The 23,903-nt window shown below is 42.1% G+C and carries 30 protein-coding genes and 2 riboswitches; of the genes, 7 read left to right on the top strand and 23 right to left on the bottom strand.

Annotated features, from left to right (window positions below; all coding sequences use genetic code 11):
• Positions 1–2: 2 nt before the first annotated feature.
• The 14 genes from accB to R0K30_RS00680 all read right to left on the bottom strand — a co-directional run bounded on the left by accB (position 3) and on the right by R0K30_RS00680 (position 9,150).
• The gene (accB, locus tag R0K30_RS00745; protein WP_230030376.1) at positions 3–485 is read right to left on the bottom strand and encodes an acetyl-CoA carboxylase biotin carboxyl carrier protein; all 483 of its coding nucleotides are present in this window, start codon (positions 483–485) and stop codon (positions 3–5) included.
• 195 nt (positions 486–680) lie between these two features.
• Complete coding sequence (locus R0K30_RS00740) at positions 681–1,313, bottom strand: SpoIIIAH-like family protein (RefSeq protein WP_180275491.1); 633 nt, start codon at positions 1,311–1,313, stop codon at positions 681–683.
• Positions 1,313–1,984 (bottom strand): stage III sporulation protein AG, encoded by a 672-nt coding sequence (gene spoIIIAG / locus R0K30_RS00735; RefSeq protein WP_099726679.1) that lies wholly within the window; start codon positions 1,982–1,984, stop codon positions 1,313–1,315. Before spoIIIAG ends, R0K30_RS00740 begins: the two co-directional genes overlap by 1 nt.
• Complete coding sequence (gene spoIIIAF / locus R0K30_RS00730) at positions 1,977–2,609, bottom strand: stage III sporulation protein AF (RefSeq protein ID WP_410608582.1); 633 nt, start codon at positions 2,607–2,609, stop codon at positions 1,977–1,979. The genes spoIIIAG and spoIIIAF overlap by 8 nt, the downstream gene beginning before the upstream one ends.
• Positions 2,610–2,623: 14 nt before the next feature.
• The gene (gene spoIIIAE, locus R0K30_RS00725) at positions 2,624–3,817 is read right to left on the bottom strand and encodes a stage III sporulation protein AE (protein ID WP_099726677.1); all 1,194 of its coding nucleotides are present in this window, start codon (positions 3,815–3,817) and stop codon (positions 2,624–2,626) included.
• 19 nt (positions 3,818–3,836) lie between these two features.
• Entirely contained in the window at positions 3,837–4,250 is a 414-nt protein-coding gene (gene spoIIIAD / locus R0K30_RS00720) for a stage III sporulation protein AD (RefSeq protein WP_099726676.1), read from the bottom strand.
• Positions 4,247–4,453, bottom strand: a complete 207-nt coding sequence (spoIIIAC, locus tag R0K30_RS00715) for a stage III sporulation protein AC (RefSeq protein WP_003153142.1) — start codon at positions 4,451–4,453, stop codon at positions 4,247–4,249. Before spoIIIAC ends, spoIIIAD begins: the two co-directional genes overlap by 4 nt.
• 19 nt (positions 4,454–4,472) lie before the next feature.
• The gene (spoIIIAB, locus tag R0K30_RS00710) at positions 4,473–4,988 is read right to left on the bottom strand and encodes a stage III sporulation protein SpoIIIAB (protein ID WP_099726675.1); all 516 of its coding nucleotides are present in this window, start codon (positions 4,986–4,988) and stop codon (positions 4,473–4,475) included.
• Positions 4,982–5,905 carry a stage III sporulation protein AA gene (gene spoIIIAA, locus R0K30_RS00705; protein ID WP_230030379.1) on the bottom strand — a complete coding sequence of 308 codons (924 nt, stop codon included), beginning with the start codon at positions 5,903–5,905 and terminating at the stop codon, positions 4,982–4,984. The genes spoIIIAB and spoIIIAA overlap by 7 nt, the downstream gene beginning before the upstream one ends.
• 66 nt (positions 5,906–5,971) lie before the next feature.
• Positions 5,972–6,256 carry a YqhV family protein gene (locus tag R0K30_RS00700; RefSeq protein WP_099726673.1) on the bottom strand — a complete coding sequence of 95 codons (285 nt, stop codon included), beginning with the start codon at positions 6,254–6,256 and terminating at the stop codon, positions 5,972–5,974.
• A 172-nt stretch (positions 6,257–6,428) separates the two neighbouring features.
• Positions 6,429–6,986, bottom strand: coding sequence for an elongation factor P (gene efp / locus R0K30_RS00695; protein WP_012010541.1), 558 nt, complete (start codon positions 6,984–6,986; stop codon positions 6,429–6,431).
• A gap of 25 nt (positions 6,987–7,011) precedes the next feature.
• Positions 7,012–8,073 carry a M24 family metallopeptidase gene (locus tag R0K30_RS00690; RefSeq protein WP_099726672.1) on the bottom strand — a complete coding sequence of 354 codons (1,062 nt, stop codon included), beginning with the start codon at positions 8,071–8,073 and terminating at the stop codon, positions 7,012–7,014.
• Positions 8,070–8,513 (bottom strand): type II 3-dehydroquinate dehydratase, encoded by a 444-nt coding sequence (gene aroQ, locus R0K30_RS00685; RefSeq protein WP_099726671.1) that lies wholly within the window; start codon positions 8,511–8,513, stop codon positions 8,070–8,072. Before aroQ ends, R0K30_RS00690 begins: the two co-directional genes overlap by 4 nt.
• A gap of 109 nt (positions 8,514–8,622) precedes the next feature.
• The gene (locus tag R0K30_RS00680; protein WP_099726670.1) at positions 8,623–9,150 is read right to left on the bottom strand and encodes a YqhR family membrane protein; all 528 of its coding nucleotides are present in this window, start codon (positions 9,148–9,150) and stop codon (positions 8,623–8,625) included.
• Between the two features lie 221 nt (positions 9,151–9,371).
• On the opposite strand from R0K30_RS00680, the gene R0K30_RS00675 reads away from it, so the two are divergent.
• On the top strand, positions 9,372–10,328 hold the full coding sequence (locus R0K30_RS00675; RefSeq protein ID WP_249705717.1) for a DUF1385 domain-containing protein: 957 nt from the start codon (positions 9,372–9,374) through the stop codon (positions 10,326–10,328).
• A 38-nt stretch (positions 10,329–10,366) separates the two neighbouring features.
• Positions 10,367–10,765, top strand: a complete 399-nt coding sequence (locus R0K30_RS00670; protein ID WP_099726668.1) for an SA1362 family protein — start codon at positions 10,367–10,369, stop codon at positions 10,763–10,765.
• Here the strand turns inward: R0K30_RS00670 and R0K30_RS00665 are convergent.
• The 3 genes from R0K30_RS00665 to R0K30_RS00655 all read right to left on the bottom strand — a co-directional run bounded on the left by R0K30_RS00665 (position 10,762) and on the right by R0K30_RS00655 (position 13,304).
• Positions 10,762–11,637 carry a patatin-like phospholipase family protein gene (locus R0K30_RS00665; protein ID WP_099726667.1) on the bottom strand — a complete coding sequence of 292 codons (876 nt, stop codon included), beginning with the start codon at positions 11,635–11,637 and terminating at the stop codon, positions 10,762–10,764. The two genes, R0K30_RS00670 and R0K30_RS00665, sit on opposite strands and share 4 nt — an antisense overlap.
• A gap of 310 nt (positions 11,638–11,947) precedes the next feature.
• Complete coding sequence (gene mntR / locus R0K30_RS00660) at positions 11,948–12,382, bottom strand: transcriptional regulator MntR (RefSeq protein WP_410608576.1); 435 nt, start codon at positions 12,380–12,382, stop codon at positions 11,948–11,950.
• Between the two features lie 85 nt (positions 12,383–12,467).
• Positions 12,468–13,304: a lipoate--protein ligase family protein gene (locus R0K30_RS00655; RefSeq protein ID WP_410608574.1), complete on the bottom strand. Its 837-nt coding sequence runs from the start codon at positions 13,302–13,304 to the stop codon at positions 12,468–12,470.
• Between the two features lie 220 nt (positions 13,305–13,524).
• On the opposite strand from R0K30_RS00655, the gene R0K30_RS00650 reads away from it, so the two are divergent.
• On the top strand, positions 13,525–13,905 hold the full coding sequence (locus R0K30_RS00650) for a rhodanese-like domain-containing protein (protein WP_099726786.1): 381 nt from the start codon (positions 13,525–13,527) through the stop codon (positions 13,903–13,905).
• 42 nt (positions 13,906–13,947) lie between these two features.
• Here the strand turns inward: R0K30_RS00650 and gcvPB are convergent, their stop codons facing one another.
• From gcvPB to gcvT, 3 genes are read right to left on the bottom strand one after another with little or no spacing between them, the layout of a single operon-like run.
• Positions 13,948–15,408 carry an aminomethyl-transferring glycine dehydrogenase subunit GcvPB gene (gcvPB, locus tag R0K30_RS00645; RefSeq protein ID WP_410608572.1) on the bottom strand — a complete coding sequence of 487 codons (1,461 nt, stop codon included), beginning with the start codon at positions 15,406–15,408 and terminating at the stop codon, positions 13,948–13,950.
• On the bottom strand, positions 15,401–16,747 hold the full coding sequence (gcvPA, locus tag R0K30_RS00640; protein ID WP_099726664.1) for an aminomethyl-transferring glycine dehydrogenase subunit GcvPA: 1,347 nt from the start codon (positions 16,745–16,747) through the stop codon (positions 15,401–15,403). Before gcvPA ends, gcvPB begins: the two co-directional genes overlap by 8 nt.
• Before the next feature lie 16 nt (positions 16,748–16,763).
• Positions 16,764–17,861 (bottom strand): glycine cleavage system aminomethyltransferase GcvT, encoded by a 1,098-nt coding sequence (gene gcvT / locus R0K30_RS00635; RefSeq protein ID WP_099726663.1) that lies wholly within the window; start codon positions 17,859–17,861, stop codon positions 16,764–16,766.
• Between the two features lie 105 nt (positions 17,862–17,966).
• Positions 17,967–18,063, bottom strand: a riboswitch (glycine riboswitch).
• Between the two features lie 3 nt (positions 18,064–18,066).
• Positions 18,067–18,174: riboswitch (glycine riboswitch) on the bottom strand.
• A 250-nt stretch (positions 18,175–18,424) separates the two neighbouring features.
• On the opposite strand from gcvT, the gene R0K30_RS00630 reads away from it, so the two are divergent.
• From R0K30_RS00630 to sinR, 4 genes are all read left to right on the top strand, one after another.
• Complete coding sequence (locus R0K30_RS00630) at positions 18,425–20,095, top strand: DEAD/DEAH box helicase (protein ID WP_410609140.1); 1,671 nt, start codon at positions 18,425–18,427, stop codon at positions 20,093–20,095.
• Between the two features lie 14 nt (positions 20,096–20,109).
• Positions 20,110–20,907: a YqhG family protein gene (locus tag R0K30_RS00625; RefSeq protein ID WP_099726661.1), complete on the top strand. Its 798-nt coding sequence runs from the start codon at positions 20,110–20,112 to the stop codon at positions 20,905–20,907.
• Between the two features lie 182 nt (positions 20,908–21,089).
• The gene (locus R0K30_RS00620; RefSeq protein ID WP_099726660.1) at positions 21,090–21,254 is read left to right on the top strand and encodes an anti-repressor SinI family protein; all 165 of its coding nucleotides are present in this window, start codon (positions 21,090–21,092) and stop codon (positions 21,252–21,254) included.
• A 33-nt stretch (positions 21,255–21,287) separates the two neighbouring features.
• Positions 21,288–21,623: a transcriptional regulator SinR gene (gene sinR, locus R0K30_RS00615; protein WP_099726659.1), complete on the top strand. Its 336-nt coding sequence runs from the start codon at positions 21,288–21,290 to the stop codon at positions 21,621–21,623.
• Between the two features lie 68 nt (positions 21,624–21,691).
• Here the strand turns inward: sinR and tasA are convergent, their stop codons facing one another.
• Genes tasA through tapA form a run of 3 tightly spaced genes read right to left on the bottom strand, consistent with a single transcriptional unit; the run spans position 21,692 to position 23,701 of the window.
• Positions 21,692–22,492, bottom strand: a complete 801-nt coding sequence (gene tasA / locus R0K30_RS00610; RefSeq protein WP_099726658.1) for a biofilm matrix protein TasA — start codon at positions 22,490–22,492, stop codon at positions 21,692–21,694.
• A gap of 57 nt (positions 22,493–22,549) precedes the next feature.
• Positions 22,550–23,122, bottom strand: a complete 573-nt coding sequence (gene sipW / locus R0K30_RS00605; protein ID WP_099726657.1) for a signal peptidase I SipW — start codon at positions 23,120–23,122, stop codon at positions 22,550–22,552.
• Positions 23,123–23,173: 51 nt separating this feature from the next.
• Entirely contained in the window at positions 23,174–23,701 is a 528-nt protein-coding gene (gene tapA / locus R0K30_RS00600) for an amyloid fiber anchoring/assembly protein TapA (protein WP_099726656.1), read from the bottom strand.
• Positions 23,702–23,903 lie beyond the last annotated feature (202 nt).

Genomic DNA, 23,903 nt, shown 5'->3' with positions numbered 1-23,903 from the left:
CCTTACTCTGCTTTCACTAGAAAGAGGGGTTGTCCGAATTCTACGAGCTGACCGTTTTCAGCTAATACTTCGACGATTTCACCTTTTACTTCTGCTTCGATTTCATTAAACAGTTTCATCGCTTCCACGATACAGACAACTGAGTTTTCCTTCACCTTAGAACCTGTTGTCACGTATGGATCTGCTTCTGGTGAAGAAGAAGCATAAAATGTGCCAACCATTGGGGATGTGATTTTATGCAGATTTTCAGACGCAGTTGTCTCTTGTGCAGGGGCTTCGGTCTGAGCTGGAGCTTGTGCTTTAGGAGCTTGTTGAGCTGGAGCTGCTTGGACAGGAGCCACTGGTGCTTGTGCCGCAACTTGCTGAACGACTTCTTTATTTTTCTTCAGTTTGATTTTTGCACCTTCGTTTTCGTACGTAAATTCATCAATTGTAGATTCGTCAATTAATTTAATCAGTTCATGAATTTCTTCGATTTTTAACATGGATTTGCACCCCTATGTATGGATTTATCTTTTTTTATAGGCTAGTACTAAAAGTACATACTATAACCATCTTACAGGAGGATTTCGTTGAATTCAACTACTATTGTGATCAGACACCTCGCGTGAGTACCTTGAAGAGGGCGTTAAACCGCATCAAAAAACGCCCTTTTCGGCAAAGGACGTTTGTTCATTTTTTTATTGGTTGGATGGCTCAAACGTGACAGCTACGTTATCAAGCCCTCTGATTTCTTTTGTAACCATATCAATAATATCTGCCGCTTGGGACTTTGATTTTTTATCTGAACGAACCGTGATGCTCACTTTATCTCCTTCAGCACTCACTAGAGCATCTTTGTATCCTTTCGTTTTAATCAATGTCTCAAGCTGACGCTCTGTTCCTTCTGCCTCACTGAGAGCTGTCATTTGATCATAGGCTTCACTTTTTTCTTGTGCTGTTGCATCATCACTTGACACGATTTCGTTGAATTCTTCGCGCTGCTTGCTGCGTTTATCTTCAAGCTCTAGTCTGTATGTTGTAAAAAGTTCATCGTCTGTCTGCTCTGAAACAGCCTTTCCTTCTTCACCACTTGTTTCAACATCCTCTTGTTTGCCGTTTGTTTCTTTGTCAGTGGACTTGTCACCTGAGCCTTTTTCTGTTCCTTTGTCAGTCCCTTTTTCTGTTTCGGTCTTTTTCTCTTCAGTTCCTTTTGATTTCATATCTTCTACTGTCACTGCATTCTCACCTTGTGGCGACATGATATAGTACACACTCAATACGACAACTAAACTTAGCATCGTTAATAGCCAAACCGTTTGTTTTTTTAACATCATTCCGAATCCTCCTTGATTTTTTTAGGGGCAACAGCCACTCTATGGCTCGGTACATCAAGCACTCGTGTAACAGCTTCAATGATGGTTTTCTTTATTTGAACGTTGTCTACTCCTTGAGCAACAACGAGGACACCTCGAATTTCTGGTTTTTTCGTTTGGACAACAACAGGTGTTTCTTCATTGCCATTTTTAATGATGACGATCTCTTCTTCCTTTGTTTGATCCGTGACACTTCGCACGCCGCCTTCTTTATCTGTTTCCTCGGTCGTTGTGCTTTTATTTGATTTGTTTTTTTCAAACACTTTTAAAGAAGTCGCGTCTACATTCACTACAATGGATACATCCTCAACACCAATGATCGTCTCTAAAATTTCTTTCAGCTGATTTTCGTATTCTTGCTCAACGTCCTCAATCGAGTCCTTTGGTTTACCCGAGGATGCCGGTTTGAATACCTCCTGTTCTTCGGAGGATGTTTTTTTAGAAGCAGGAACAGCAGCCTGTTGTTTGTTTGATGGCGGTGACAGGAGCTGACTGACTAACATGAAAGACACGCCGATAATGAATACAAGCAGCAAGTAATGGTGTTTTGTTAATTTCGGTTTCCCTTCACCTTTTTCAGGTGGTTGGAACAATGATTTCAGCTTTTGTTTCCAGTCCTTGTTATTCATGACCTGCTGCGTCACCTCCCTCGATGTTCAGCGCAATGTGTTCAGGACTCGTATTCCATATGTCAGCAAGCGTCTTTTTCATCCTCTCGATCTCTTTTGATGACGATCCAGCGCTTTCCTCCTTTTGTCTGGAGAGATCAATGTCCACCTTTGCCACCGTTTCTACAGCATCACCTGCGAGCGGGGAAAGGACTGCTTTGATGCGAAATTGATCTGCCTCCATGTTCTGATCAAGGTGCTCCTCATCTGCCAACACTTCTACGTGTTTCATTTCATAGCTCTCCTTCTCCAGTGGCTCCTTTGCGCTTTTTTCTAGTTGGACAGCCATTTGCTTTAAAATATATGCACGCTGAGAGGCTTGTATTTCTTTTTTTTCTAAATTCATCTGATTTTTTATTTCTTCTGACTGTGCTTCTTCCTTTCCTTTCATTAATTCTGAGAAAATCTGGTCAGGATCCGCCCGAAATAAGGAAAAAATGGGATTAAGCATGACGACGATCAACAATAAGCTGACGACCATTTTGGCATACTTTTGCATGCTTGAATTGGGAAGCAAAAGATCAATCACAATCGCAAATAAGATAAATAGGATAATACTTGTGATCCATTCTGTCAGAAAACTCAAAAGGTGCCCCCTCCTTACTTCATCATCATGGTCAGATTACCAGCAGTAATGATGACGGTAATGCTTAAAAAGAACATGAGCGACACAACAGCAAGTGCGGCAAATATATAAAGAACACTTTTTGAAATGACATCAAGACAGCTAATGATCGGTCCGCCCCCTAGAGGCTGAAGAATGGCAGCAGCAAGTTTATATATAAGGGCAAGCGACAGAACCTTAATCGCCGGAAATGCTGCAATGGAAATCAAAATGGCGACTCCTACAAGGCCGACCGTATTTTTGAGCAAAACAGAGGCGCTGATGACTGTATCCGTCGCATCTGTAAACATTCTGCCAAGCACAGGGATGAAATTTCCGGTGATAAATTTGGCTGTACGAAGAGCGATGCCATCAGTAATGGCAGCAGATGCACCTTGCACGGAAATGACGCCGAGAAAAACGGTTAAAAAAACGGCTAGTCCGCCAATTGCTACATTTCTTAACAGCTGGGCAAGCTGAGTGACCTTGTATTGTTCGGTCAGCGTACTGACAATGCTCAATATCGCTGATAAAAAGATAAGCGGAAGGACGACATACTGAATAAAAACGCCGCTCGTGTTCATCAAAAATAAAATAACGGGATGAAAGAAACCGGCCGAGACAAGCCCGCCTGATGAAGCAATGAGTGCTAATAAAAGAGGAATAAGAGCAAGAATAAAACTGGTCATCGTTTGAATGGCTTCTGTTGCATAGGAAATCGCTACATGAAAGCTGTTGAGTGCAATAATGATGAGCACCATATAAACGAGAGCATATGCGACTTTACTGACGGTGCTTTGCTCAAAAGCATTTTGTAAAAGCTGCAACAGCGAACAAAAGATGGTGAGTAAAATCAGTGTTCCAAGGAGCTTTCCGTTTGCAATGACCTCATGAAAAAGATAATGAACAAATGCTTTCAGCCACGTTTGTGGAGACAGTTCTTTATCGCCATCAATCATTTCCTTCACTGTACCTTTTTGGCTTTCTGGCAGAAAGCCGCCATACTCGTCCAATATGGTTTCCCAAAAGTCACTAATGGAATGAAGCTCTAATGCATCAGCCTGTCCATTCGCTACTTCTTCTGCTACTGGTTCTTCACTTGATAAAGGCACATTTTCTTCTGCACCTGCATGCGGAGCGATCAGCCAAAAGAAAAACACAAGTCCCATAACAGCTGTCACTCGTTTCATTGTCATCACCTCTTTTCAATTAAGTCATAGACGGAATCATGCCTAAGATGGTCTCAATGATGACTGTTAAAATCGGGACTGCCATGACCAAGATGAGGATTTTACCGCCAAGCTCTATTTTCGATGCAATGGCGCCTTGTCCAGCATCCTTCGTGAGCTGGGCGCCGAATTCCGCAATATAAGCAATGCCAATAATCTTTAAAATGGTTTCAACATACTTCATATTGACGCCGGCACTTGCCGCAATTCTTTCAATCATCGAGATAATGGCATAGATTTGATCAATTAAATAAAGAAAAATCACACACCCTGTAAACACAACAAGCATAAAGGCGAAGGTTGGCTTTTGTTCTTTGACGATTAATGCTAAGAAAGTAGCGATTAAACCAAGTCCAACAATTTGTATGATTTCGATTTGTAAGCCCTCCCCTATCCTTGAAATAGAAATACGGCTTTAATCTTCTTAAACAAATCATCCACAATGGTTGCCACCATAAACAAAATGTAGATAAACCCAAGCAGCGTCACCCACTGAGCATACTCTTTTTTCCCCATTTGATCTAAAATCGTATGAAGAAAGGCCACGACGATGCCTACTCCCGCAATTTGAAAAATGACGTTTACATCAACGCCCATGCTCTCGACTCCCTTCCTCTCACATCAATAAAAGAATCAGTAGTAATCCGCTTAAAAATCCGAGGCTTCTGACCATTTTCTCATTTTTCGCTTGGGCGATTTCAGCTTCCTTCTCCTCTGATTCCAAATGGCCTAAAGCTAGCTTGATATACTTTTGCTGAGCAGTGACATCATGCTGACCAAGTGTTTCTCCAAAGTGCTTCAGCGCCTCGTATTCGCCTTTTTTCAAAACGGTCTTTTTCCAAACATCCTCCAAACTTTCATTCCATGCATGCCGTGCAGAAAAAGTCCCGACTTTGAGCTTTTCTGCAAAATGTTCAAATAAACGATTCACTGGGGGGCCTACTTGCGACGCAATTTGCTCTGCTGCCCGCGCTAGAGGAGTTTGACCATACAAGATTTCAGCTTCAAGAGACTGGAGAGCAAACCGGAGCTGCCGAATTTGCTTAGGCCGGTCGCTGTACCGTTTAGCAAACTCAAATCCTCCCCATGTCGTGGCTGCGACAATGAAAATAGCGCCAATGAGCTTTAACATATGTCCACTCCCTGCCTCCACTTCATCTCTTTTCCATCTTGGTCATACATCCGTCCGATCGTGCCGGGACCATTTTTTCTATTTAATTCAACATATCGATCAAACACACGGAGCTGCCATAACGGCTTAAATGATGGCCGTTTATATAAATCTTCAAGTGAATACCCATGAGCTGAGACGATAATGGTGACTCCGGCATGAATCGCTTCTAAAAGTGCCTGTACATCCTCACTTTTTCCTATTTCATCTACAATGATGACCTCTGGGCTCATGGACCGAATCATCATCATCAAACCCTCAGCCTTTGGACACGCATCAAGCACATCAACCCGGTGCCCAAAATGATGCTGCGGCACTCCTCTTATACACCCGGCAATTTCAGAGCGTTCATCAATAATTCCTGTTTTTCTAGGAGAAATTGTTTTTGTGCCTGTACTAGCAAGACGCGCTACATCACGCAGCAATGTCGTTTTCCCTGTTTGCGGAGGGCCAATGATAAGTGTATTGCACCAATTTTGTTCATATAGATAAGGAAGAAAGGGAAGTGCAATCCCGATTTTTTCTTTTGCGATGCGAATATTAAATGAAGAAATATCTCTTAATCCTTTGACGAATCCATTTTCAACGATTACCTTTCCTGCAAGACCCACCCTGTGTCCGCCAGATATGGTGATATAGCCTTGTTTTAATTCTTCCTCAAGTGTGTACATGCTGTAATTGCTGAGCCTGCCTAATAGCTGAGACGCATCTTCTCCTGTTGTGTGGTAGGAAAGAAAGCGCGGTTTTCCGCCTTGCATCAATTCAATCGGACGATCCGTGCGAATGCGGATTTCTTCTATTTGCGCCCATTCTGTCTCTTTTAGAAGCCTGAGTTCTTGTCCAATCGAGTGCGGGAGAATATCCAACAAACTCCGCAACGAATTCCCCTCCTTTTTTTCTTCTCTAAAATGTATGATGCGAGTCGTTAATTATGCCAAGCCGTTTCACTTATAGATCCCAACAAGAATAAACACGACACCAATGAAAATAAACACGAGCTTTGCATAGGATAACTGCCCTGCCATTTGATAGATTCCAATCGTCATCGTGATAATAAAAATGAGCGGCCCGATGATCGCCAATATACTATTGATGACAACCGCTTTGCGTATATCATTTGTGATCAAAATGAGGATGGCGGCCGTCAGTTCAATAGTTGCAGATAAGAACCTCATGCCTGCCATCGCAGCCACTGATGGGTGTATGCCTGGGAAAAGAAATTGTTTCATATAGAACCTCCAGCTTTTTTTACACTATATGCTTGACTAGCTGGAAGTAGTCTTGTTTTTCAGACGTAGAAGAGTTGGATGAGAGAATAGAGTGAGGGCGTTCTTACAGGGAGACATATTTTTCCCAATAAAAAAAGACTGTAAACACGAGGTTTACAGTCTTTATTGTTCATTACGCTCTTGAAACGTATGAACCGTCAGATGTATTAATCACTAGTTTATCTCCTTGGTTCACAAAGAAAGGAACGTTGACGATTAAACCAGTTTCAGTTTTCGCAGGTTTTGATCCGCCTGATGTTGTGTCACCTTTAATACCAGGCTCTGTTTCTACTACTTCTAGTTCTACCGTGTTTGGAAGTTCAACTCCAAGGGTTTCAGCACCGTACATCACGATTTGAACTGACATATTTTCAAGCAAGTATTTCAGCTCATCTTTAATTTGTGTTTCACTTAGTTCAAGCTGCTCGTATGAGCTTGTATCCATGAATACATGCTGGTCGCCATTTGCATACAAGTATTGCATTGTTTTTGTTTCAATTTGAGCTTTCGCTACTTTTTCACCTGCACGGAATGTTTTTTCTTGAATAGCACCCGTACGAAGGTTACGCAGTTTAGAACGAACAAATGCTGCGCCTTTCCCTGGTTTTACGTGTTGGAAATCCACTACACGCCAAATACCGCCGTCCACTTCAATTGTCAGGCCTGTACGAAAATCATTTACTGAAATCATTTTGTCATCCTCCTACATTTCACCATCATAATATGATAAGTTCTTTCGGTGAGTGGGTCAATCGTTTATTGCCGTCAGCTGTCAGGACAATATCATCCTCAATTCTCACGCCACCGACATCCGGCAAGTAAATTCCTGGCTCAACTGTTACAACCATTCCCTCTTCTAACACGACCTCTGAGCGTGAGGAAAGGCCCGGCGCTTCATGTACTTCCATACCAAGCCCGTGTCCAGTTGAATGCCCGAAGTATTGACCGTAGCCATACTTTTCAATGATGTCTCGTGTGATGCGATCAGCTTCTTTTCCTGTTAAGCCAGGCTTGATTCTATCCACACCAGCGTTTTCTGCTTCTAATACGATATGATAAATTTCCTTTAGCTTGTCGCTCGGTGTTCCGACGGCAATCGTTCTTGTCATATCAGAACAATAGCCTTTATAGTAGGCTCCGAAATCAAGTGTAACCAAATCACCAGATTCAATCACCTTTTCACTCGCTCTCCCGTGTGGCAGGCTTGAACGAACACCTGAGGCGACAATCATATCGAATGAAGATCCTTCAGCACCTTCTTTTCTCATGAAAAATTCAAGCTCGTTCATGACCGCAATTTCTGTCAGGCCCGGCTTGATGTAAGTGAGAATATGATCGAAGGCGTGATCTGCAATCTTCGCAGCTTCCTCTAATATCTTAATCTCTTCACTAGACTTAATCAAGCGCAACTTTTCAACTGATTCTGAGACAGGAACAAGCTCGATACCGTCTGCTTTTTCAGCATACTGCTGATAAGTGGCAAATGTCATATGGTTTTGTTCAAACCCAAGTCGTTTTACCCCAAACTCCCTTGCCGTTTGAGCAGCTGTTTCCACAATGTTCCCTTTATGTTCAATGATGTCATAGCCTTTCACTTGATCCTTGGCTTGTTCTGTGTAGCGAAAATCCGTAATAAAGGCCGCTCGATCCTTTGAAACGACTGCAAGACCGGCTGATCCAGTAAAGCTGGTCATGTACTGCAAATTAAAGCTGCTCGTAATCACAAGACCATCAATCTTTAATTCGGTTAAAAGTTTTCTTAGTTTTTCAAGCTTCATGATACCGCTCCCCCTTCACTGACTAAATAACGAATCGCCAATTTATACCCTTCTAAACCAAGACCAACGATTTGCCCTTGGCATACTGGAGCAAGTACAGAATGATGACGGAATTCCTCTCTCTTATGAACATTTGAGATATGTACTTCGATGACAGGTAAAGAAATACTTGCAATGGCATCTCTCAGCGCGTAACTATAGTGGGTAAAAGCCCCCGGGTTAAACACGACGCCATCGTACTGATCCTCTGCTTCGTGGAGCGCATCGATCAGATCCCCTTCGTGATTCGATTGAAAGAACGTTAGTTGGATATTTGCTCTTTCTGCGAACTGAAACAAATCCGTTTCTAAATCCGTCAGCGTTTTACTTCCGTAAACAGCAGGCTCTCTCTTGCCGAGCCTATTTAAGTTGGGTCCATTCAGCATAAGAAAATGAGGCATATGACCACTCCTTCACCCTAATTCAATCTATATCGATATCTGTTTCTTTTTCCTTAGAAACCTTTCGTTCCCCAAAAATATTTTATCATATGAATGGGTGATTTACACTTTATTCTGTCTTTTTCCCGAGTGCCCTCGCTAGCTTCTGACTCGTTAATTCATTGTATTCAAACGAAATACTGTATCCAATAAACATGCCATATAAAATATATATGCAAAATGTCGTCACAATCGTGCTTTGCTGCAAATCTTGCACTTGCTTCACATCTGGGAAAATAGGATTAAATACATAAAAAACAAGCAACCATAATAGCCCCCCATAAATCAGCCCCACCCAAAAACCTTTGATCCGTTTTAAAAGCCCGTAATAAATAAAGGCCGCTCCAATAGATAAAAGGCCTAAAAGCACAATACTAATAAAAGTGCCAAGTCCGCCCTTTTTCCATTCTCCGAGCACAAAAGGCTGAAGCAGCATATTCGGACTCACCTCTGAAAAATGAAACATATGGGTCAGAAATCCGATAAAGCCCCAAAAAACACCGCCAACAAAGCCAGTAGCAGCTGCTCTTGCCACGAGCGATGACGTTTGCACTGACTGATTTTTTTCTTCTTGTTTTTTCTTTTCATCACGTTTCATATGAACACCTCCAGCAAGTAGTATGTCCAATATGTCATGAAAAAAAAGGATTTCCATGCATGAGTGTAAATTTTTTATAACAGGGTATACTGGCTAAAAAGAGGTAGATAGAATTCTAGTAGATAATCGACCTGTGAGCTAGTGATTTCCCCTCATTTCCTGTACAATAAAGGTATAAGGAAATGCATGTAAATTACAGGAAACAGGCAGGTTGATGAAATATGTCCAATCAAACAAAATCTCCAGCATATGGAGGGCAGGCAGTTGTCGAAGGTGTCATGTTCGGAGGTAAAAAGAACTATGTGACAGCGATTCGGCGTAAGGATCAGTCCATTGAATTTTTGAAGCTTCCCCGGACATCCAATAAACGAACCGCCATTCTCAAGAAAATCCCATTTGTCAGGGGTGTTGCTGCACTTGTTGAAGCAAGCGCAAACGGCAGTAAGCACTTAAACTTCTCCAGTGAGCGCTATGACTTAGATCCTTCTGAAGATCATTCTCTTGAAAAAGAACAAAAAGGCTCGAAATTATCGATGATCTTCGGCATTGCTGTGATCGGAGTTCTCTCTCTTCTTTTTAGTAAATTTGTCTTTACCCTAGTACCTGTCTTTTTAGCTGAGCTTGTGCGGCCTGTGTTTTCTGGAAATTTCGCACAAATCGCAGTTGAAACATTCTTTAAATTGATCCTGTTATTAGGCTATATTTACTTTATTTCCATGACCCCTTTAATTAAAAGGGTATTTCAATATCATGGGGCAGAACATAAAGTCATAAACTGCTATGAACAGAATCTTGACATCACAGTGGAAAATGTCCAAAGCCAATCCCGGCTGCATTATCGATGCGGCAGCAGCTTTATTTTATTCACTGTCATTGTCGGAATGTTCGTCTATTTACTCGTACCGACAGATCCTTTATGGGTGAGAGTTCTGAACCGCTTGGCGCTCATTCCGGTTGTTCTGGGCATTTCTTTTGAAGTCTTGCAGCTCACGAACAAGCTCCGAGAAGTGCCTGTGCTAAAAGTGCTTGGCTATCCTGGCCTTTGGCTGCAATTGCTCACAACAAAAGAACCCTCTGACGATCAAGTCGAGGTAGCCATTGCAAGTTTTAATGAACTTCTTCGTTTAGAGGAAGCGTCTGAGAAACAAGCGTCAGATTCTGCTCATCAAGTGATCTAACTTATAAATCCGGTAAATTCCTTCGGAGGTGGACAGTTATGAATCGCCGAGTACATCCTGCTTTTACCATTATTTTCGCTTTAGGTGTTTTGGGATTTGTGTATTTACTCACAACGAACCCAGGCAGACTCTTTACGATGCTGCTATCAGTTGTGATCATTGGAGCGGTTGTGTTTTTCCTATTTAGATGGCTGATGAATCGAAGAATTGGAACAGAAGGAAATCTTTATCGTAAAGCAGTCAAACAATCAAAACGTCGCTACCAGCAGCAGCCTAAACCAAAAACGAAAAGCCAGATGAAAAATCGGGTCACTCATTTGCGAAGCGTGCCGACTGACCACAAGTCTAAGCCCGTCCTTCTCAAAAAGAAAAGCCAAACACAATTAACTGTGATTGAAGGCAAGAAAAACAAAAAGAAGAATCGCGCCTTATTTTAAAATGTCCAGCTTTTTAAAAATTGCTCGGCCTTCTGTCTACCTAGATCGACGAGCGCCCTTTTCTTTTCTGTCATGAGATGAAAATCAGTGGCAATAACGTGTTCTACAGGAATAAAAATAATATGACGTTCGTGTTTTGTGGCGATATGTCTTTCATCATGAGCACCACGCATCGTTTCAAAAAGAGCGCCAAACAGTTCAAACGCATTGCGGATGGAGTGTTGAGGGCGTTCTTTTTCGTTTGGGGTTAACGTAACACCAACAAACGGTCTTTTTTTCTCTTCAGCAAATAACCAAATCGGGAAGTTGCTGAGGACTCCGCCATCAACAATGGTACAAATGCCTTTTGAAGACTTTAGTTTGACTGGCTCGAAAAAATATGGCAGGCTGCAGCTCATGCGAATGGCACGTGCAACGGAAAACCGTTCTGGATTTAATCCATATGAAGGAAGGTCGTCTGGCAGGACGAGGATTCTTCCATTTGTTAAATCAGAAGCGACGATTTTGAGCGAATCTTTTTTGAGATCCCCAAATACGGTAACCCCTTTTCGTTTTAAAACATCTGTGAGCCATTTTTCCAGCCGGTCTCCTTTGTAAAGACCAAGACGCCAATAAATGGATACCCATCTGAGCATTTTAAACGGGATGAATTGACACCTTCGGTCAAGCAATTGATGTTCATCCATTTCATCTAAAAGCTCCCGAATCTCCTGACTCGTAAAACCTGCTGCGATGAGTGAAGCAATGATCGCTCCAGCACTTGTACCAGCAAGGCGGACAAATTGAAATCCTCTCGCTTCAAGCGCCTCATAAGCACCTGCAAGCGCTGCACCCTTAATGCCTCCACCTGAGAACACACCATCTATCTTCATTAAGGAGCCCCCTTTTTATCTCACACTATTAATAGTGTAGGAGCATTTGCTTTCAATTAGAACTTTATTCAAAAAGGACACCCATACTGAGGGTGTCCCTTTCAGCGTGTAGACAAACCCTCGCATTCGTTGTCAGTCCTGCGTGCCGGTGCTCACGAATGTCAAATTCGCTCCGCTCCGGTACTCGTCCTTCCTAGACTTCAAGGGTTTTCTATCATGCTGAAAAGAAGACAAAGGGCTAAAATAAAGATCATTTTAGCCCTTTGTCAACAACCTGAAAGGACACCCATGCTGAGGGTGTCCTTTTTTCTTAAGATTCTTGATTTGTTTGTTCGTTTTTCTTTTGAATCGCTTTCAGCTGTACAGATCGCTCGTCGTTTTCTTCAAAGAATTGAACAAGATCGCCGATGCGGTCAATGCTGTTCCAGCTGAGATGATGCTCAATGCCTTCTACATCATCATAAATTTTCTTTTCATCTACACCAATGATTCTTAAAAATTGCTCTAGCAGTTCATGTCTGTATACGAGACGTTTTCCAATTTTTTTGCCTTTCGGGGTTAAAATCAGACCACGATATTTCTCATAAATAAGGTATTCATCTTTATCTAGCTTCTGAACCATTTTTGTTACAGAGGAGGGATGGACAGCGAGGGCTTCTGCAATATCAGATACTCTGGCATATCCTTTTTCTTCTATCAGCATATAAATTTGTTCAATATAATCTTCCATACTAGGTGTAGTCATAAAACCCCTCCAAAATGCACCTTTACTTAATAATCATAACAATTCTACACCATCGCCCATTAAAAAACAAGAAGTGTCCATCGTCTTAACGCTTGTAATTCCAATCATCTGAGGCATATTTCGTTTTGGCGAGATGGTGGACAAACGCTAATTCTTCATCTGTCAGTTCATAAGGCACAAGCTCGATATTTAATCCTTTTTCAAACCCTCGTTTAAACGCCACACGTGCATCGTCTAATGTACATGTTCGATCTGAAATTTCATTGATTGCGACCGCCTTGTTTTTAAAGCTGCGCTGCATCCGCTCTCTTACCCGGTCGTTTGGATAAAGAAACAAATCGAACAATTTGTCCTCATCAAGGTCAATTAAGATTGAGCCATGCTGAAGGATCACACCTTTTTGTCTCGTTTGAGCACTGCCTGCCACTTTTCTGCCTTCTACGACAAGCTCGTACCACGAAGGGGCATCAAAGCATACAGACGATCTTGGGTTTTTTAAGCTTTCCTTTTCTTTTTCTGTACGAGGAATGGCAAAATACGCATCAAGTCCCAGTTCTTTAAAGCCCTCTAAAATGCCTTCTGAAATGACGCGGTACGCCTCTGTCACTGTCGCTGGCATTTCTGGATGCTCCTCTGACACAATGACGCTGTAGGTCAGTTCCTGATCATGAAGAACCCCCCGCCCTCCTGTTGGTCTGCGGACAAATCCGAGACCATAGCGCTTGACTGCTTCCATGTTGATTTCTTTTTCAACATGCTGAAAATACCCAACAGACAATGTTGCCGGATCCCATCCATAAAAACGGATCACAGGCGGGATAAGCTTCTCACTATGCCAATAAAGCAAGGCTTCGTCCATTGCCATGTTAAAGGCTGGGTCCTTGTTTCCTGTATCAATGAAACACCATTTCTCTTTTTGCATATAAAAATCCCTTCTCTTTTACGTAGTCAATATTAGATGATGGCGGTGACCACCGGTTTTCTCTCTTCATCAGTCTATCAAATAGGGAAGGAATTGAAAATAATTCTGACCATTTATGATGACAAGTTTCTTTTGCTTTACTATAATAGTATTTGTCTAAACCGTACCATCAGACAGGCCACTGTGCTGATGCTCAAGAAGGAGTCGAGTCGTATTGCCAATATTCAACTATATCGTCCTCTCACTTTGTGGACTTTTCGTTCTTTATTCCATCGGCAGTTACATTTATCAGCAGCGCATTATGAAAACGCTGACGGAAGAAGAATTCATTAAAGGTTACCGCAAAGCTCAACTCATTGACGTGAGAGAGCCAAATGAGTTTGAAGGCGGACATATTTTAGGGGCAAGAAACATCCCCCTTTCACAATTAAAGCAGCGAAAAAATGAAATACGTCCTGACAAGCCTGTTTATCTCTATTGCCAAAATAATTTGAGAAGCGGGAAAGCAGCCCAAACTTTACGTAAAAACGGATGTCGTGAGATTTATAATTTAAAGGGCGGCTTTAAAAAATGGGGCGGCCGCATCAAAACGAAAAACTAACAAAAAAGACTCTGGGAGCTAGCCGCCCCCTTTGAGTCTTTTTTATTTTCTCTCAAAAACAAGAACTGGATTCCGCGCAGCCTTTGTTTCGTCCATTCGTTTGACAACCGTTGTATGCGGCGCTTCCTGCACCACTTCTGGATTCTCTTCTGCTTCTTTTGCAATTTGAATCATCGCTTCAATGAATGCATCAAGTGTTTCTTTTGATTCTGTTTCAGTTGGTTCAATCATGATACATTCCTCTACATTCAGCGGGAAGTAGATCGTTGGCGGATGATAGCCAAAATCAAGTAATCGTTTGGCAATATCAAGTGTCCTCACACCTAGTTTCTTCTGACGTTTACCTGAAAGGACAAATTCATGCTTACAGTGACGATCAAATGGTAAATCGTAATGAGCACATAAGCGGCGCATCATATAGTTCGCATTTAACACAGCATTATCTGTTACAGCCTTTAAGCCGTCTGGACCCATTGAGCGGATGTACGCATATGCCCTGACGTTAATGCCAAAGTTGCCATAGAACGGCTTGACGCGTCCAATTGATTGTGGACGATCATCATCAAAATAAAAACGACCTTCCTTCTTCACAAGTACTGGCTTTGGCAAGTACGGAAGCAAATCCTTTTTCACTCCAACTGGACCTGAACCAGGACCTCCGCCTCCGTGTGGACCTGTAAAGGTTTTATGAAGATTTAAGTGAACCACATCAAATCCCATATCCCCTGGTCTTGCTCTGCTTAAAACAGCATTCAAATTCGCTCCGTCATAATAAAGCTTACCGCCAGCTCCGTGAACGATTTCAGCCATTTCTAAAATGTTTTCTTCAAAAAGGCCGAGTGTATTCGGGTTTGTCAGCATAAGAGCCGCTGTTTCTTCATTCACAACACGGCGTAAATCCTCTAAATCAACAAGCCCATTTTCATCAGATGCAACGGTAATCGTTTCAAACCCAGCCACTGTCGCAGATGCCGGATTCGTTCCATGAGCAGAATCCGGCACGATGACTTTTGTTCGCTTATGATCTCCTCTTGCTTCATGGTACGCACGAATCATCATGAGCCCCGTCCATTCGCCATGTGCACCTGCCGCAGGCTGTAATGTCACTGCGTCCATTCCTGTGATTTCTTCAAGATGGTCGCCTAGGTCATAAAGTAATTCTAATGCTCCTTGCACAGTGTCTGCTTCTTGAAGTGGATGAATTTGCGAGAAGCCTGCAAGGCGTGCAACCTTTTCGTTAATCTTTGGGTTATATTTCATCGTACAAGAGCCAAGAGGGTAAAATCCTGAATCAACTCCATGATTACGTCTTGATAGTGCCGTATAATGACGCATGATATCAAGCTCAGATACTTCCGGAAGCTCAGCATCCTCATGACGAATGTACGTTTCATCAAATAAAGCCGGGAGCTCCTGTTCAGGTACATCTAAATCAGGCAGGCTATAACCAATTCTTCCTTCTTTGGATAATTCAAAAATAAGCGGCTGATCTTGTTTATTCATGGCGATCCCCCAATTCCTTGATGAACGTATCAATTTCTTCTTTTGTTCTTAGCTCTGTCACGGCTACCAGCATGTGCTGCTGAAGCTCTGGGTAGTCTATCCCTAAGTCATAGCCGCCGATGATCCCTTTTTCAAGCAATCGTTTATTGACTTCTTTCACAGGCTCATTTAACTTGATCACAAATTCATTAAAATGGGCTCCTTCTACATCAGCCTGAAGCCCATGTTTTTCCGCCTGCGTCTTGGCATAATGGGCTTTTTGCACGTTTTGATAGGCGATTTCTTTTATGCCTGTCTTTCCAAGTGCCGTCATCGCAACAGAAGCGGCTAACGCATTTAATGCCTGATTCGAACAAATATTTGACGTCGCTTTGTCTCTTCGAATGTGCTGTTCACGCGCTTGAAGGGTCAGCACAAACCCACGAACACCATTTTCGTCTTCTGTCTGCCCGACTAAACGCCCTGGAACTTTTCGCATTAATTTTTTCGTCACGGCAAAATACCCGCAATGAGGTCCGCCAAATGCAGCCGGAATGCCAAACGGCTGTGCATCACCAACAACAATATCTGCCCCCAGTTTTCCTGGCGGCGTCAGTAAACCGAGTGCAAGCGGATTACTTGAGACAATGAACAGGCTCTTTCCTTTATGTGCAATCGGTTCAATCTCTTTTAACGGTTCGACTACACCGAAAAAGTTTGGATATTGTACAAGAACAGCTGCTGTTTCGTCGCAGACGGCCTCTTCTAATGCCGCTACATCCGTCTGCCCTTTTCGCGCAGGTACCTCAACTACTTCAATATGCTGTCCTTTGGCATATGTTTTCAGCACTGCTCTTGATTCAGGGTGAACCGATTCAGAGACAACAATTTTCTTTTTCTTTGTATGTCCTGCAGCCAGCATCGCCGCTTCAGCTAATGCGGTTCCGCCATCATACATCGAGGAGTTGGCAAGATCCATGCCGGTCAGCTCAGCGATCATCGTTTGAAACTCAAAGATGGCTTGCAATTCACCTTGTGAAATCTCGGGCTGATAAGGTGTATACGCTGTATAAAATTCAGAGCGTGAGATGACGTGATCGACAATGACAGGCTGATAATGATCATACACACCAGCACCAAGAAACGATGAATAGGAAACAGTATCCTTATTCTTTGCAGCTAAGCGAGATAATTCCCGCACAAGCTCTGTTTCAGATGCGGCTTCTTTGATGTTGTATGCCCCTTTGAATCGTACTTTCTCTGGGATATCTGAAAAAAGCTCATCAATCGACTGAACGCCGATGACATCCAGCATTTCTTTTTGATCTTGCTCTGTTTGCGGCAAATACCTGTGCTTCATCCTCTATTCCCCCTCGTTATTTGGCTCTTTTATAAAATGGTGTGGCGACGATTTTGGCTTTTAGACGTTTTTTACGAACTTGTACTTCCACCTCTGCCTGAAGCTGCGCCTCTGATGTTTCGATCAAAGCAAGCCCGATATTTTTCTTTAACGTTGGAGATTGTGTACCCGTTGTGACAATTCCAATCTGCTTCTCTCCTGAAAAGACCGGATAGTCTGTACGCGGAATCCCTTTATCAATCATTTCAATGCCGACAAGCTTCCGCTTCGCTCCTTCTTCTTTTTGCTTTTTGAGCGCTTCTTTCCCAATAAAATTAGCTTCTTTATCCATTTTCACAGCAAAACCAATCCCGCCCTCTAATGGGGAAATATCCTTTGTGAGCTCCTGACCATAAAGCGGAAGTCTTGCTTCAAATCTCAAGGTGTCACGTGCACCGAGCCCGCACGGCATTAACCCTTTAGGCTGGCCCGCTTTTAATAAAGCCGACCAAATGTGAACGGCATCTTCTGACTGGCAGTAGATTTCAAAGCCGTCTTCTCCTGTGTAGCCAGTTCTTGAAACAAGCACCTCTTTTTGAGCGACCTCAGCTTGTGATAAAAACGTAAATGGCTTGAGAGATGTCACCTCTTCGTCCGCCACATCCTTGATGATGTCAGCAGCAAGAGGTCCTTGAAGTGCTAGCAAGGCGATTTGATCAGAGACGTTTTTGATCAATACGTCATCTTCACCTTGATGCTTGAGCAGCCAATCCACATCTTTTTCGATATTTGATGCATTAATGACAAGCAAATAGTTGTTCTTTTCTTTTTGATAGACGAGCAGGTCATCCACAGTCCCGCCATCTTCATAACACATGGCTGTATATAGTGCCTTACCATCCGTCAGCTTAGACAGATCATTGGTTAATAGCTTTTGTAAAAAAGGAAGGGCATCTTGACCTTTGACTTCCACCTCACCCATGTGAGACACATCAAAAAGCCCTGCTTTTGTTCGAACAGCTTCATGTTCTTCTTTAATGGAAGAAAACTGGACAGGTAATTCCCAGCCCCCGAAGTCAATGGTTTTTGCGCCAAACGTTTCATACGCATGAAAAAGCGGTGTTCGTTTCAACATCAATCGTTTCCCCCTTTTTTCTTACAGTGCAGATCACAAGCTGAATTTTCAGAAAAAAATCACAGCAAAAAAGGACAGAGAGCTCCCTTTTTATCAAAAAGAAGTCTCTGTCCTTGCACCTGAAAGTTTACAGCACAACATCATTGTGCGTTTTCCCCTTTGGTGGTTTGCTAAAAAAACAATGAGCAAACACTCTCCAGAGTTGCGTCCGGTAAGAGTACTTTTGCCTGAGAGATTCACTGAATCAATTCAGCTTGCTCCTTCGGCGCCTGCCAGTGCAAAATAACCGCCAAGTCTCTCCCCATACCATCATCCGCTCATATTCTTCACATTTATTGGACATACTATCAAAATGGGTGACTTATTTTCTAGATCACTTACCAACATCCTACCATTAGAAATGGATCAAGAGCAACAGAAAAATCATTAACATTTTTAAAATAAATGTTCAGTATCGTTCGCTTTTATTGAAATATATAGTCTTTTAAAGATCTCTCAAAAAATGAAGCGTTTAAAAACAGAACGATTTTATTATAAACCGACTAGAAAGGCAGGCGATGACATTGAATATTCAAACGATTTTTGATCAAGAATGGGTAAGTGAATTTCAGCAGCGGCTTTCAGCAGACGGTCCCTGGGCGAACTGGGATATGTACCGATTAGCGACGCAGGTTCAGAAAGTCACGGCGATTGATTCATTCGAGGGTTTGCAAGCTCCTACGCACCTACCTGACTTCACTCCTTTAAAACACCAGCTCGAAGTAGCCAGAAGAGTCGTAGAAGAGATGAACGGGAAAGCCATTCTAGCAGATGAAGTGGGACTTGGGAAAACTGTAGAAGCAGGGCTCATTATCAAAGAATACATGATTCGTGGACTTGCCAAAAAAATTCTCATTCTCGTCCCCGCCTCCCTTGTGTCTCAATGGGTGCAGGAGCTGCGGACGAAATTTTACATTGATGCTGTCGAACAAAAAAAAAGCTATGTGTGGGAGCAGTGTGACGTCGTAGTTTCCTCAATTGATACAGCCAAAAGACAGCCGCATCGAGACACGATTTTATCTATCGCCTACGATATGGTCATTATTGATGAAGCACACAAACTGAAAAACAATAAAACGAAAAACTATGAATTTGTGAGAAATCTAAATAAGAAGTTCTGCCTCCTGCTTACAGCTACGCCTATTCAAAACCGAATCGGAGAAATTTTCAATCTCGTTTCCCTTCTGAAGCCGGGCCATCTTGGGAATGAACATCAGTTTAAAGATGTTTTTGCCAAAAAGGACTTGCAGCTTGAAGATCATGATCGATTGAAACAGCTAATCAATAAAGTGATGATTCGTAACCGAAGAGAAGACACTGGCATCGAGTGGTCAAAACGGCATGTCAAGACGATTTCCATTCATTTCTCTCCGACAGAGCAAGCGTTATATGATGAAATCTGCAAGCTGAAAGAGAATCCAGCTTATACAAAGCACATGTTTTCAATCATGACCTTGGAACGGGAATGCTGCTCAAGCCGCGAGGCGGTCTATATGACGATTAAAAAAATGCAGGAAGAAGAAAAACACATTTTAGGATCTTCTGCCATTGCGCAAATCATGGAGAAAATCAACCAAGTCGAGCAAAATTCAAAGGCGCTGGAAGTCGTCAAACTCATTCAGCAGTTAAATGAGAAAGTGATTATTTTCACTGAATATCGTGCGACACAAATTTATTTACAATGGTTTCTTCAGCAAAACGGCATTAGCTCGGTTCCTTTTCGAGGCGGCTTTAAGCGGAGCAAAAAAGACTGGATGAAAGATTTATTTAGAGAACGGGCTCAAGTGTTAATTGCTACAGAAGCCGGCGGCGAAGGGATTAACCTTCAGTTTTGTAACCAGATCATCAACTACGACCTTCCGTGGAATCCGATGCGTCTAGAACAGAGAATTGGACGTATCCACCGCCTTGGCCAAGAGCGGGATGTCCACATTTACAATATGGCAACGAACGGAACAGTCGAGGAACATATTCTAAAGCTTTTATATGAAAAAATTCAGCTGTTTGAAAACGTCATTGGCGATCTAGATGATATTTTAACGCGAATTGATATCCAAGATGCCGAAACAGAATTGCATCATATACTCTTTCAGCACAAATCTGACGGAGACATGAAAAAGAAATTAACCCAGTTTGCTTCCTATTTAACAGAAGCACAAACACCGCTTTTAGAAAAAAGGCAGCAAGGCTTATAAAGGAGAGTTGATCAATGGAGCAGCGTGACATTCATACATTTCTTCTCCGTTTCTTTCAGGCGAACCAATGCGACATATTAGAAGAAAGTGCAGGACATATGACAGTGCAGCTAACGATCGAAATGGATAAATTGATTATGAACCGCCCTTTTTATTGGCACTGGCTCGAAAAAACGGGCGGTGTACCTGAGCCGCGGCAACTGACCTTAATCACCGATCAAAAAAAAGCCGGTGACACGGTCGAAGGTGAATTTGTCCACTTCGGCTCCCCTCGTTTATTTCAAATATTCGAGGCTGTTAAGCAGCAAGGCCGATTTATCCGGCTCTACGAAAGAGTGAGACCGCTTAGCAACAACCAGATCGCGCTGGAACCATGGCTTGGTCTCAATGTGAAAATATCCTACCTGGCAGACCGTAAAAAGGATAAGCTGCTGTCACTTGGGCTTCATCTGATACGAGGAGAAGTCATAGAACAATTTCAAGAAAAGCTCGAAGCCCGTGAGCTGTCGTCTCAAATTCCTGATTATTGCTTTACGATGAGTACAATGATTAAGCCAGAAAGCGGCGTCAAACGGCTCTATAGCCTGATGGAGCGTTATGCCCATGAGGAGCCGGACGATTGGGCGGTGAGGGCTGTTCAAAAGTGGAAAGAAGACTCGGAACTTTTAAACCAATTTTATGAAGGGACTTCAGACACATCTGTAGAATATGAAATAGAAAGACAAGCACTTAAAACTTTATACGAACCAAAAATCAGTCTTACGATTGAAAATGGCGGGCTTTTTTACTTACAGCAAAAAAGAGGAGGTTGACTCACGAGTCCCCTCCCCTTCATGTGACATACGATTTTCGATCAGTCAAAAGCAAAGTTTGTCTGTTTGTATTGGGCGGAAACATGACGCAAGCAACCTATGAGGTCTTACCACCTGTGTCTTTCCATTTAATGCGTTAAGTGCCTGAAATACACGATTCAGTATTTTAGGAGGGTATTTGTATGGAAAAGAAAACGAAATTATTAGACAGTGAATGGGTTCAATTATTACGCGAAGCTCGCAAAGCAGGGCTAACAGTTGAAGAAGTCCGTCATTTTCTCAAATCAAAGGAAAAGTCCTCTGAGTCTCCCCCTCTGGTAAGAAGTCATTCTATCAAACCTTTCTGAATGTGCTATAATATCGAAAGGAAGGTGATGACATTGATTGGCCAGCGTATTAAACAATACCGCAATGAAAAAGGCTACTCACTATCAGAACTGGCCGAAAAGGCTGGGGTAGCGAAGTCTTATTTAAGCTCAATAGAAAGAAACTTGCAAACAAACCCCTCCATTCAATTTCTTGAAAAAATCTCCGCCGTTCTGGACGTCTCGGTTCATACACTGTTACACGAAAAAGATGAAACCGAATACGATGGTCAATTAGATAGTGAATGGGAAAAACTAGTTCGAGATGCAATGACATCAGGGGTTTCGAAAAAGCAATTTCGTGAATTTTTAGATTATCAAATCTGGAAAAAACAGCAAGAAGAGGAGTAAAGCGCACGTTTTAGCGCATACTCCTCCAATTGCTATGCAGAGCTTATATATCAGTCTAAAGACTGTATTTATTTTTTATCTTCGCTGTGTGCTTTTTCGTTTTCTTTCACGTAGCCTTTTTCATCCGTATGCTTTTTGGGATTGATCGTTAAACCATTCCACTGAGTCGCTTCGAAGGAAAGATCAATTTGAATCGCATCGCCTTGGTATTTATTTTGGATATAGTGACCAGCTTTATCCTTCGTCTGGTCATTGACAAATTCAATGATCATTTCCATTTTATCGTAATCAAACGGATTCTTTGGAATGCCGTCATACTCTGGAGCCACTGTTCCATCAACGGTTGCTACATTAATTTTACCACTTTCATGTAAAAACTTCTCATCGACGGCATGACGAAGCTTTTCAAATGCGGTCTGATCCTGTTTTGACGTTAATTGATGCAGGTCAAGCAGGTTTGCATGGTCTAAAATAATATTTTTCGGATAACCATTTCCACCTTCGGCTCCAACCGTAAGAACACTCACCTGAAACTGGCTGAGGAATTCTTCAGCTGTATTCTTACCGCCATTCTTCGCAGAAGTTCCATCTTTAAACTGGCTATAATCAAGACTCATCAGCACTTGATTAATCGCAAGCGACCCCTTATTTTCAAAATTAAATTCTTTCTTTATTCGGTCACCAGGTTTTAAGTTCGCAAGGTTGATGGCGCCAGAGTTCTCTTTTGCAGATAAATTCAGCTCTCCTGTCGAGTAGACCGCGTTTGCCTTTTCTACATCATTAAATGCCGCCCAAGTTCCCCCGCCGATTAGAGCAAGGCCTAATGCCCCTGATAATACACCTAAACGAATTGATTTTTTGATAGCCATGAATAAACCCCCTAATAAATTGTTTTATTGAAACCTAATTAGGTTACAAACGAAAATTTATGCTTGTTTCTCTGACATATGTAAATCAGCCGTGTGTCTTCGATGTTTCGCAGCGCCCACAAAATGAATTGTTGAATAAACGAGCAGCATCACACCTGGTATAATCAGCAGCAAAGCGGTTCCAGCCGAGGTCCCGGCATACGAAAGAAACTTTCCTGCATAAGGGATGTTCATTCCCGTATACTGCGCAACCACTTGATCCGCTTTTACCAGCGTGCCGTCTTGATACATATTGTGGTCTCCTTTTGTCTCAAAGGCTTTATTTGTTCCATTTCCTTTTACCCCAACAATTCGGTGAGTCACAAAGGACTTGTCTTGCTTCGTTTGAAAAGTGATAATATCCCCTTTTTTGAGCGTATCAGGTGAGGTCACATGTTGTACTACAATCAGCGACCCAGCCGAAAATTCCGGTTCCATTGAGCCAGATAATACTTGCTTGAATTGATAACCGAAAATCTGAGGATCTCCACCTGTTGTTCTTGATGACAACACAACAATAATACATGCAATCATCATCGTGAAAACCGTTGCGTAAAGAATACTGCCAGACATTTTCATCCATTTTTTCATGTCTCTTCTCCCCTTTTCATATCATTTTTTTCATTCAGCAGACAGCTCCATTTAAGATATCTTTTCTTGACAGCTTGAGAGCTGCATATGTTTAGACCAAAAGAATGTTTTTTCAGATGCACCAATTCCATTAGGAAAATAGATTTTAAATGCATAGATTCCATTCGTTTTTGCTTTATCTGTTGTGACAGTCGTCGTTTCTTCTGATGAAAGGTGTTGTATAGAGCCCTTTTCAAGAATATGACCATCCTGTAATGGTTTCTGATCACTTTCTACTTTGTGTAATTCCCACTTCCATTCAGAGTGCGCTATGGGTTGTCCAATATTTTTTAATGTCATGCTCAGCTTTTGAGGCGCACAGACTGTTCCTTCGATCATCGTTTGATCTATGAGCTTTAAATCACTTTTATCCCATTTCTTTGGCTGACAATGCTGATCTGTCTGTTCAAAATCTTCACACGTGTTCATCACAAAATTTGTATGCTCGACATCGTTAAAAGAAGCGTTAGTAGATGTGATAAGAAGAGACATGAAAATTAAACAAATGGAACTAAAGAGTACAAAGAGCGACTGTTTCATATTCTTCCAACTCCTTGGACGATTGTTCTTTAAAGAGAACGATTACATTCAGTATAAGGAAATACCTATAAAACCCAAAACGTCAAATTAGTCCATTTTGTTCTTAAACAAGAACTCTTCCGAGAAAATTCTTCCATTTTCTCATTCTTTCGCCATATTCTATATTTTTTTCTGTGACATTTGTACTTCTTAAAAATTTACA

Origin of the sequence: Bacillus sp. SIMBA_154, from assembly GCF_046536015.1 — a bacterium.
Taxonomy (GTDB): Bacteria; Bacillota; Bacilli; order Bacillales; family Bacillaceae; genus Bacillus; species Bacillus pumilus_P.
Note: the sequence above shows the minus strand (reverse complement) of the source record. Positions and strands in the feature narration are given on the sequence as shown.